Raw genomic sequence first — 10,768 nt, 5'->3', positions numbered from 1 at the left:
TACAAAAGCGCAAAATTAATGATAGGGCTTTAGAGGTAATTAATTCCTTAATTCACTTAGATGAAGTAAGTTAATTTTGTTGTAAAGTGGTGTTATAGAGTATATACACGTAGTTTTCAAATTAGGGTCATGGGATAATAATGACATTATTGCATCCTTAATTGGTATAGCACTTGCAACAGTTTGTTACTTTAAATTAAGAAAGAGTTTTATTGAGGAATATGATAAATAAGAAAAGTTTAGTGAGGCAAACACTAAGCTATCCTAGAACGTTTTTAGTTTTAAGGCTATTGGATTTAATTAAATTGTTTTATTAATTAAGAGATAAGCACTAATCTTGGTCGGATGGGTGCTTTTTCTCTTTGCTGTTAACTTCTATATCAAGTCCAAGAAGTTTAATCTTGATTTTTATAGTCGAAATAAAAAGGTTATGGTTTAATATCATTTTTTATTGTTGTAATGGCTGGAGAGGACTATAGAAACTCAAATATAATTGATTTATCAGTAGATAAAGATTATGTAATTGTTACAACAGGAAAATTTATATGTAAGCGTAAATATCGTATTAACAGAGATGAAATATAAAGTTAAACTTTCAAAAAAATTAGCCTAAATGTTAACTTGCCAAGCAAATTAACATTTAGGCCTCTTATTTATGAATAATTATATTTCTTTAATATCTAAAGCATTATCTACAGTTTTGTTGAAACTTCCTTTTAAGTTCAAAATACATAGGATAATTAGTATTAGGGCAATGCTTGCGAAGGAATTACCTATACCAATTAAGTTATATAGGGGAGTAGCAATTAATAGCCCTAAGATTGCAAAGAGAGTTAAAAGTATTTTATAAAAGGAGAAAACCCTTCCAATATACTCTTTAGGTATGGTGTTTTGTATTATGGTACTAGAATAGATGCCCTGAAGGTTTTGAGCTAAGCCTAAAATGATTAAAACCCCAAAGGTAATTACAAAGCTTTTAGAATACCCAAAAACTATATATCCAAGGGCAATTATTACAGTTGAAAGAGTAAACAAAGTTACATGATTTTTCTTAGATAAAGCTTTAACAAGAAAAGGAACTAAAAGTCCTCCCACAGCCAAGGCATAAGAAAAGTAAATAATGCCTTCAGGATTTAGCTTTAATAACACATCAGAAACTGCTACTTTATAGGTTTCATAAAATCTTCCTAGAATTGCAAATAAGCTCATTATAACAAAAACAGTTTTAACACTAGAATATCTTGAAAATATCTTATAGCCTTCAATACCGCTTTTTATTAGTCCAACACCTGTTGCAGCTTCACCAGGTTTTACAAAGTTATAGTTTATAAAACTAAATAAAAGTCCAGAAATTAAAAAGCTTATAGCATTGATAACAAATAAAATATTGCAGCCATAAAGCTTATAAAGGATTCCACCAATAGCAGGGGAAAGAAAAACACTAGTGGATTGTAAAAATGAGAAAACGGAATTAGAGTAAGACAGCTCTTCTTTTGATACTATTTCAGGAAGAATAGCAGTTTCAGAGCTTACATCAATGTCATTTAAAGACTGTAAAATGAAGGCTAAAATATACACCAGCCATAACCTATGATCATTAACTAAAGTAAAGAGAACGGCAAAAATAACACTAGCTAGGTTTGTAATCATAATAACTTTTTTCTTATTAAAATAGTCAGCTATAAATCCAGATAAATAAAGAAGAGGAATCCTCAAAACAGCCCTGGAAAGCCACATGAGAGCTACAGCACCTACAGAGTTTGTTAAGTTATACAAGTATACCGTGACACCAATGTTATAAAGATAATCACCGATAGAAGATATAAAACCTCCCGTAGATAATAAAGCAAAGTTTTTGTTTTTAAATAAATCTTTGTACAAAGCACCAACCCCTAAACTATTATAATACTAGTTTAGTTGTAAAATATGGAAAATAATAGTCTATATTTTACATTTTTTATGTGCTATAATTAAATTAGGGAAATATGCGCAATTTAATACTACAATAGTAGTTTAGGATATAATAAATATAATTAAAATTCCATTATGTAGAAAGAGTGAGTTCATGATACAAATAATAGCAGAATATATTTTTTATTACATATTGATTTGCTTTATATTACAAGTGGTTTGCACTACACAATTTAATGTGGAATTGAGGTTTACCAATGATCAGATGTCTGTGACATTAAAATTAATTATGCTGGTTTTGTTTACTCTTATTCTTCCATTCCTTTTAATATTTTCACTAATTAAAGCTTCTTCAAAAAAGTATTGAAATCCTTGAAGGCTGAGTTAAATTCTCTATATAAGCTGGCAAACTTGCAGCTTTAAAAATGTTATTTAGATATGAAAAACTCCTAAATTGAGGTGTTAAAATGAAAGATAAAATAGTTCTTGTCACGGGAGCAAGTTCAGGTATGGGAAAGGCTACTTGTATTGAAATTGCAAAACTTGGAGCCAAGGTTATCATGGTTTGCAGAGATAAACAAAGAGGAATTGAAGCTTTAGAGGAAGTTAAACAGCAAAGTAACAATCCTTCAGTGGAGCTTATGCTTTGCGATTTAGGTTCAATTAAAGAAATAAAAGAATTTACTAAAGAATTCAAGAAGAGATTTGAAAAGCTAGATATATTAATTAATAATGCAGGAGTAATTCTTCCAGGAAAACATAGGACTAAAGATGGCTTAGAGCTTCAGTTTGGGGTTAATCACCTGGGGCATTTTTTTCTTACAAAAGAGCTTTTAGACTTGATTAAAAAATCTCCAACAGGGAGAATTATAAATGTAGCCTCTGGTGCACACAAAATAGGAAGAATTCATTTTGAGGATATTAATTTAGATAAGAATTATACATTATGGAGAGCTTATGCCCAATCAAAGCTTGCAAACATTCTATTTACCTATGAATTAGCTAGAAAGCTAAAGGGAACAAATGTAACGGCCAATTGCCTTCACCCAGGGGCTGTTGCAACTAATATGGGCATAAACCGAAAAACAGGCTTTGGAACTTTAATTACAAAAACTCTAAAACCCTTTTTCCAAACTCCAAGAGAAGGAGCAGACACTGCTATTTACCTAGCAACGTCAAGTGATGTTCAAGGTATCACAGGGAAGTACTTTTATAAGAAAAAGCCTATAAAGTCTTCTATGTTATCTTATAACGAACACCTGGCAGAAAAGCTATGGCAGTTTAGTGAGGAGATTATAGAAGGAATAAGTAGTAGAAAAAGCTAGGAGCAACAATCTTAGGGTGCATATTAACAAGGCACACAGAAAGTTAACAATTTGGAATATTTACACAACAATGTTCGTAAGATATAATAAAGTTGTACAAATAAATATACGTGCTAGGGGTGCTGAAAAGCTGAGAGGGAGAAATCCTAACCCTTTGAACCTGATGTGATTAGAATCACCGTAGGAAAGCTGAATTTAAGTTTATTAAAACGAAGATATAGCTTGCCCTTGGCAAGCTTTTTTATTTATAGGAAACAAAATTCAAAGCTTCAACAATGGAAAAATTCTTTAGTTTGTTAAGAACTAGCAGTTCTTTAAAAGAATTTAAGCCTGAAGCCCTGTAGATACTTAAACGTTTAGTATACTTACAATTTAAATATCAGGTCAAAGAACTCAGCCTCACCCTTAAAGGGTGGGGCTTATTTTATTTGTTTTAAATAAAAGTTTTTTGAAGAAGGAGGACCAAAATGATAGTTAATGGTAAGGAAATGGATTTTGCAGAAAACTTAACTGTTCTTGAACTACTTAAAAACCTTTCTATCTCAGAGAACAGAGTAGTTGTAGAAGTAAACTACAATATCATAACAAAGGAGCAGTTTTCAGAAGTTATCTTAAATAAAGAAGATAAGGTAGAGATTGTAAGCTTTGTAGGAGGCGGTTAAGTTGAAGCTATATATTAATGAGAAGCTAGTTGAGGTTAAAGTAGAAGAAACCGCTTTTTCCTTAAGAGATAGAAGGAAAAAGGATGCAGATATTGTTATTCTTAATGGTTTTATTCTTAAGGAGGATGCAGTCCTAAAAGAAGGAGATAAGCTTAGTTTTATAAAAAGAGGAGAAACACCTTCACAGGAGGACATGGAAGGGCTTTTAGTATCAAGGCATACTCCAGGGGTTCATGAGAAGTTAAAGAAGGCAACAGTTGGGATTGCAGGTCTTGGAGGACTTGGCTCAAATATAGCTGTAGCCTTAGCAAGAGTAGGGGTAGGAAAACTAGTACTTGTAGATTTTGATGTGGTAGAACCAAGCAATTTAAATAGGCAGCAGTATTTTATAAAGCATATTGGCATGAAAAAAACTGAGGCAATGAAAAAGCTTTTAGAGGATATAAATCCTTTTATAACAGTAGAAACAGTGGACACTTACTTAGATAAAACCAATATAGAGGAAGTATTTAAAGAAGCTGAAGTAATAGTTGAGGCTTTTGATAATCCAGTATGTAAAGCAGAACTTACAACCACAGTGCTTACAAGGATGAAAGATAGGTATATTGTTGCAGCCTCAGGTATGGCAGGTTACTTTTCAAACAATACAATTATAACTAAAAAGCTAGGAGAGAAGTTCTATCTAATTGGAGATGGAGTTTCAGAGGCTAAAGTAGGCTGTGGACTCATGGCACCAAGGGTGAATATAGCTGCAAATCACCAAGCTAATACAGTGATGAGAATAATTCTAGGAGAAACAGAGGTATAGGAGACTTATACTAAATATTCAACATTAGCCACAAAGTTATAAGCTTTAAGATAGATACAAAGTCAAATTAGTATGGGGCTACTGTGCTAATAAAAACAAGACTTTTTATAGAGAGCATTAGGAAAACTAAGGAGTTAGCCAGATAATCATAAAAAATATAGAAAGAGGGGAATTGTATGGACAATCTTATTTTGGGTGGAGTAGAGCTAAAGAGCAGATTATTTATAGGCACAGGAAAATATAGCACCAATGCTATAATGCCAGATATTATTAAGGCCTGTAATACTCAGGTGGTTACCACTGCGGTTAGAAGAGTAGATTTAGATGACAGGGAGGAAAACATTCTAGGGCACCTTCCTAAGGACATAGTGCTTTTACCTAACACTTCAGGAGCAAGAAATGCAGAGGAAGCAGTTAGAATTGCAAGACTTGCAAGGGCAATGGGTTGTGGAAACTGGGTAAAAATAGAGGTTATTTCTGATAATAAATATCTTTTACCAGATAACTTTGAAACCATTAAAGCAACAGAAATTCTTGCAAAGGAAGGATTTATAGTGCTTCCCTATATGAGTCCAGATTTAATGTCAGCTAAAAGACTTGTAGAGGCAGGAGCCGCTGCAGTTATGCCTCTTGGAGCACCTATTGGTACAAATAGAGGAATTAGAACTAAGGAGCTTGTGCAAATCCTCATAGATGAAATAAAAGCACCAATCATAGTTGATGCAGGAATAGGAAAGCCATCAGAAGCAGCAGAAGCAATGGAGATGGGAGCAGCTGCAGTACTTGTGAATACTGCTATTGCTTCAGCTGAAAATCCAATTGCTATGGCAGAAGCCTTTTCACTAGCTGTGAGAGCAGGAAGAATTGCTTATAGAGCAAAGCTTGGTGAGGAGAAAAGATATGCAGACCCATCTTCACCTCTAACAGGATTTTTATTTGAAGGTGATAAGTAATGAGTTTTTATGAAGAGTATGTTTCCTATAAGGACTTAGACTTTGAAGATTTTTTTTCAAAGATAACTAAGGAACAGGTGCTAAGAGTTATTTCTAAAGATAAGTTAAGTCCTATGGATTTTTTAACCCTTTTAGCTCCAGCAGCTGAGGAGGTTATAGAGGTTATGGCACAAAGGGCTCATGTATTGAGTCTACACCACTTTGGAAAATCCATACTACTTTATACCCCAATATACATTGCAAATCACTGCGTAAATAAATGTGCTTATTGTAGCTATAATATAGAAAATAATATCCAAAGAAAGCAGCTTACTATGGAAGAAATTGAAAAAGAAGCTGAGGAAATTTCAAAAACAGGCTTAAAGCATATTCTTCTACTAACTGGAGAATCAAAAAAGGATACTCCTCTTTCTTACATTATTGAAGCTATAGGAATTTTAAAGAAGTATTTCCAATCAGTTTCAATAGAAATATATCCTTTGACAGAAGAAGAATATAGGGAAGTTGTAAAGGCAGGAGTAGATGGGTTAACTGTATACCAAGAAGTTTATGATGAAGAAATCTACAATAAGGTCCATGTAGCGGGACCAAAGAAAAACTATAAATTTAGATTAGATGCACCAGAAAGAGGGTGCAAGGCTAACATGAGGTCAGTGAATATAGGAGCACTTTTAGGACTAAATAATTGGAGAGTTGAAGCCTTTATGTCAGGACTTCATGGAAAGTATCTTCAAGATAACTACCCACAGGTGGAGGTTGGTCTATCACTTCCAAGAATAAGACCTCATGTAGGAGTCTTTGAAGATATTCAACCTGTTAGTGATATAAACTTAGTTCAAGTCCTATTAGCCTATAGAATTTTTCTTCCTCAAGCTGGAATTAATGTATCCACAAGAGAAAGGGAAGCCTTTAGAGATAATCTAATATCACTAGGGGTTACCAAGATGTCTGCAGGAGTTTCCACGGAAGTTGGAGGACATGGAAATTCTGATAAAGGAAGTGCACAGTTTGAAATATCAGACAAAAGAACTGTAGAAGAAATGAAATTAGCTATAAAAGCCAAGGGGTATCAGCCAATATTAAAGGATTGGATGAATTTAGAGAATTAATGACTAAGATGCTAGTAAGGAAATAAAGTTATAGGCAAAAATAAAAGCGAAATAGACCTAGTATAGCCACTAGGGTAAATTGATTTTTAACAATGTACTAAATTAAAAAGAGTTTAAAGGGGGATTTTAAAATGGATTATACAACACAAATGGATGCGGCAAAAAAAGGTATCATAACTTGGGAAATGGATACCGTTGCTAAGAAAGAAGGCATGGAGGTTGAAACTTTAAGGGAACTTGTAGCAAAGGGAAGAGTTGCAATACCTGCAAACAAAAATCATAAGGCTTTAAACCCAGAAGGAGTAGGAGAAGGTCTAAGAACAAAAATCAATGTTAATCTTGGAGTTTCTAAGGATTGCAAGAGCTTTGAAGTAGAAATGGAAAAGGTAAAGGCTGCTCTTGAAATGAAGGCAGAAGCTATAATGGATTTAAGCTCTTACGGTAAAACTGCAGAGTTTAGAAAGGCTCTTATAGAAATGTCACCTGCAATGATAGGGACAGTGCCAGTTTATGATGCAGTGGGTTTTTATGATAAGGAATTGAGTGATATTACAGTAGATGAATTCTTTCAGGTAGTTGAAAAACACGCAGAGGATGGGGTAGATTTTGTAACCATTCATGCTGGTTTAAATAGAGAAACTATTAATACCTTCAAAAGAAATAAAAGACTTACCAACATAGTTTCAAGAGGGGGCTCCTTAATGTATGCTTGGATGGAGCTTAACAATGCAGAAAACCCTTTCTATGAGCACTATGATAGACTTTTGGATATTTGCGAAAAATATGACTTAACCCTAAGTCTTGGAGATGCTTGTAGGCCAGGCTCTATAAATGATTCTACAGATGCCTGCCAAATTAAAGAGCTTATGGTACTTGGAGAACTTACCCTAAGAGCGTGGGAGAGAAATGTACAGATTATCATTGAAGGGCCAGGACATATGGCAATAAATGAAATTGCATCAAACATGATCCTTGAAAAGAAGCTTTGTCATGGAGCACCTTTCTATGTTTTAGGACCAATAGTTACTGATATAGCACCAGGCTATGACCATATAACAAGTGCTATAGGAGGTGCTATTGCAGCAGCAAATGGGGCAGACTTTTTATGTTATGTTACACCAGCTGAGCATTTAAGACTTCCAAACCTAGAAGATATGAAGGAAGGAATAATAGCTACAAAAATTGCAGCACATGCAGCGGATATTGCTAAAAATATAAAAGGGGCAAGGGACTGGGATAATGAAATGAGCACAGCAAGACAAGAACTTAATTGGAATAAGATGTTTGACCTTGCTATAGACCCAGAAAAAGCTAGAAGATATAGAAAAGAATCAACTCCAGAGCATGAGGATAGCTGTACTATGTGTGGAAAAATGTGTTCTATGAGAAATATGAATAAGATAATGAGTGGGAAAAACATTAATATCTTAAGAACAGATGAATAGGCACAAGGTTGTACATGGCTTAAGGAGAGTAAAAAATGCTCTATTTAATAACTAATAGAAAGCTAATCGCAAAGGGAAGCCTTTCAGAAGTAGCCGAGGCTGCTGCAAAAGGAGGGGTTGAGGTAATAATTCTAAGAGAAAAAGACTTAGACTTCCATGAGCTTTTCACCATTGCCTTAGATATAAAAGAAAGAATAAAACACACAAAGTGCAAATTAATAATTAATAGCAATATAGAAGTGGCAAGGGAAGTAAAGGCTCATGGAATCCATTGTTCCTATGAATACTTTATAAAGGAAGCACCAAAATTCCCAGGTGAAATAGGAGTGTCAATTCACTCCTTAGAAGAAGCTATAGAGGTAGAGAAAATGGGAGCTAGCTACATCTTAGCTAGCCCAATCTTTGAAACCCAGTGTAAACCTGGGGCAGAGCCAAAGGGCATAGCTTTTATTAAAGCTATTAAGGAAAAAGTTAAAATACCTGTTATTGCTTTAGGGGGCATTAGTTTAGAAAATGGAAGAGAAGTAATGGAAGCTGGAGCACAAGGGCTTGCGGTAATGTCTGCTATAATGGCAGCTAAGGAGCCTTATGAGGTAGCTTGTAGGTTTAAAGATATTTTAGCAAATACAAACCAAGGTAAATAGCCTTGGTTTTTTTAGATATTTACTAATACTTAAGTTTTCATAAAAAGGTAGCAATAAGCTGAAAATGTTAAAGATTTTAGCAAGGTAGCTGTTTTTCTCAAATCACTGTGGTGATATAATTCATATAAGCATCATTTATGTTGATAATCATGATGCAAAAAGGTTAAGTCTTTCAAAAAAATTTAGTAAGGATATTGTTTATTAATGAACTTAATAACAAAGTTAATTTATATAAACTTTCAAATGTAAAGGAATTGTGGTGATAAATGAGCTTACAAAGGTGATTAAATAAATAAAATTATGGGGGTATAGAAAAATGGGGGAAGTTTACATGGAGGAAAAGAAAAACAAAGTTAATAAAGTGAAATCTTTTATGATTGTAGCAGCTTTAGTTGTAGCTTTTGTGGGGTACAAGGTGTTTTCAGGGGGAACAGGTGATGTATCTGAAGCCTTAAAGAAAGAAATGGTTCCATTAAAAACTGTTCAGGCTAAAAGTGGTTTTGAGGATATGGAACCTTTAAAAGAAATGTTAAAGGATAAACAAATTGTGGCAATGGGGGAAGCTACTCATGGTACAAGTGACTTCTTTAAAATGAAGCACAGGATGTTTGAATTTCTAGTAGAAGAAATGGATTTTAGAGTCTTTGCAATTGAAGGAGAATTTGGGGCAGCTCAGGTTATAAATGATTACATTTTAAATGGAACTGGTAGTGCAAGAGATGGTTTGAAAGCTATGTCTTGGATCGGAGATACAGAAGAAGTAGTGGAAATGATTGAATGGATGAGAGAATTTAACAACAATAATGAAAGAAAAATTAAATTCTATGGTTTTGATATGCAAAATCCAAATGAAAGTGTTAAGAGGTTAATAGGATATTTAGAGAAAGTCGATAGTAGTAATTATAAAGAATATATAGATAAGTTAAAGAAACTAGAAGGAGTATATGAAAGCAGTCAGAAGGAGGCTCTAGAAAGGCTTGCAAAATCAAGAGGAGTGGACATCAATAGTTCATCTATAGTGGATTTTGCAACTATAGAAGCTAATATTGCTCAATTGCAAGACTTACTAAATAGGGATAAAGAAACGTTTCTTAAAAATTCATCTGAAGCTGAATATAAAATGGCCCTACAACTGTTGAAGAATATAAGTCAATGTGTTAAAGAGATGGAAATGAACCTAAAATTAACAACAGATGATCAAGAGGGCTTTAACTTTAGAGATAAATCTATGGCGGAAAATGTAAAATGGATTCTTGATTACGAGAGTGGTTTTGGTAATGATAAGGTTATGCTTTGGGCACATAATGGACATGTAAGCATGTCCTATTCAAATTATTCTACAATGGGAGGCCGGCTTAAAGATTTATATGGGAGTAAGTATTATTCCATAGGTTTTGAATTTTATTCTGGAACCTTTAATGCTTTAAAATTTGACCCAGCCACAAATAGCGTAATTTCACTTGAAAAATTTACAATTGAAAAATGTAATGAAAAGGCGTTTGCTAGTGTTTTAAATAACACAAGCATACCTTTAGGCTTTATAGATTTTAAATCTGCTGCAAAAAATCGTAAGGTAAATAAGTTTTTAAGCACGGGTCAATATATGCACTTTATAAGAGCCGTGTATACTGGTGTTGAAGACCAAACCTTTGAGTTGCAAAAACCTATAAGAGACTATGATGGACTAATATTTATTAGCAATACAACGGAATCAAAAATGATTAAGGAATAGATATAGAAGAAGCTTAGTGTTCATTGCACTAAGCTTTTCTTATTTATATTGAATGCAATAGGCGTATTGCATAGATATATCTAGTTGTATTTAGCATTCTCTTTAAGCTGCTAGTTTTAAAAATGGACCTATAATTTTAAATAACTAAATCACTGCAAGTTATTTTTCGTGATTCTATC

9 protein-coding genes and 1 riboswitch are annotated in these 10,768 nt (G+C 33.5%); of the genes, 8 read left to right on the top strand and 1 reads right to left on the bottom strand.

What is annotated here, in order from left to right; translation table 11 throughout:
- Positions 1–663: 663 nt before the first annotated feature.
- Positions 664–1,881, bottom strand: a complete 1,218-nt coding sequence (locus J2Z44_RS17930) for an MFS transporter (RefSeq protein ID WP_021284160.1) — start codon at positions 1,879–1,881, stop codon at positions 664–666.
- A gap of 497 nt (positions 1,882–2,378) precedes the next feature.
- On the opposite strand from J2Z44_RS17930, the gene J2Z44_RS17925 reads away from it, so the two are divergent.
- From J2Z44_RS17925 to J2Z44_RS17890, 8 genes are all read left to right on the top strand, one after another.
- Positions 2,379–3,236 carry an SDR family oxidoreductase gene (locus J2Z44_RS17925; RefSeq protein ID WP_021284159.1) on the top strand — a complete coding sequence of 286 codons (858 nt, stop codon included), beginning with the start codon at positions 2,379–2,381 and terminating at the stop codon, positions 3,234–3,236.
- Between the two features lie 105 nt (positions 3,237–3,341).
- A riboswitch (TPP riboswitch) is annotated at positions 3,342–3,440 on the top strand.
- A gap of 263 nt (positions 3,441–3,703) precedes the next feature.
- Positions 3,704–3,898: a sulfur carrier protein ThiS gene (gene thiS, locus J2Z44_RS17920; protein ID WP_021284158.1), complete on the top strand. Its 195-nt coding sequence runs from the start codon at positions 3,704–3,706 to the stop codon at positions 3,896–3,898.
- Between the two features lies 1 nt (position 3,899).
- Positions 3,900–4,706, top strand: coding sequence for a sulfur carrier protein ThiS adenylyltransferase ThiF (gene thiF / locus J2Z44_RS17915; protein WP_209649899.1), 807 nt, complete (start codon positions 3,900–3,902; stop codon positions 4,704–4,706).
- Between the two features lie 176 nt (positions 4,707–4,882).
- Complete coding sequence (locus J2Z44_RS17910) at positions 4,883–5,659, top strand: thiazole synthase (protein ID WP_021284155.1); 777 nt, start codon at positions 4,883–4,885, stop codon at positions 5,657–5,659.
- Positions 5,659–6,768, top strand: coding sequence for a 2-iminoacetate synthase ThiH (thiH, locus tag J2Z44_RS17905; RefSeq protein WP_021284154.1), 1,110 nt, complete (start codon positions 5,659–5,661; stop codon positions 6,766–6,768). The genes J2Z44_RS17910 and thiH overlap by 1 nt, the downstream gene beginning before the upstream one ends.
- A 131-nt stretch (positions 6,769–6,899) precedes the next feature.
- Positions 6,900–8,213 (top strand): phosphomethylpyrimidine synthase ThiC, encoded by a 1,314-nt coding sequence (thiC, locus tag J2Z44_RS17900; RefSeq protein ID WP_021284153.1) that lies wholly within the window; start codon positions 6,900–6,902, stop codon positions 8,211–8,213.
- 35 nt (positions 8,214–8,248) lie between these two features.
- Positions 8,249–8,857 carry a thiamine phosphate synthase gene (locus J2Z44_RS17895; RefSeq protein ID WP_021284152.1) on the top strand — a complete coding sequence of 203 codons (609 nt, stop codon included), beginning with the start codon at positions 8,249–8,251 and terminating at the stop codon, positions 8,855–8,857.
- A 316-nt stretch (positions 8,858–9,173) separates the two neighbouring features.
- Positions 9,174–10,589: an erythromycin esterase family protein gene (locus tag J2Z44_RS17890; RefSeq protein WP_021284151.1), complete on the top strand. Its 1,416-nt coding sequence runs from the start codon at positions 9,174–9,176 to the stop codon at positions 10,587–10,589.
- Positions 10,590–10,768: the final 179 nt, after the last annotated feature.

Source organism: Clostridium punense (assembly GCF_017874425.1).
Lineage (GTDB): Bacteria > Bacillota > Clostridia > Clostridiales > Clostridiaceae > Clostridium_J > Clostridium_J punense.
Note: the sequence above shows the minus strand (reverse complement) of the source record. Positions and strands in the feature narration are given on the sequence as shown.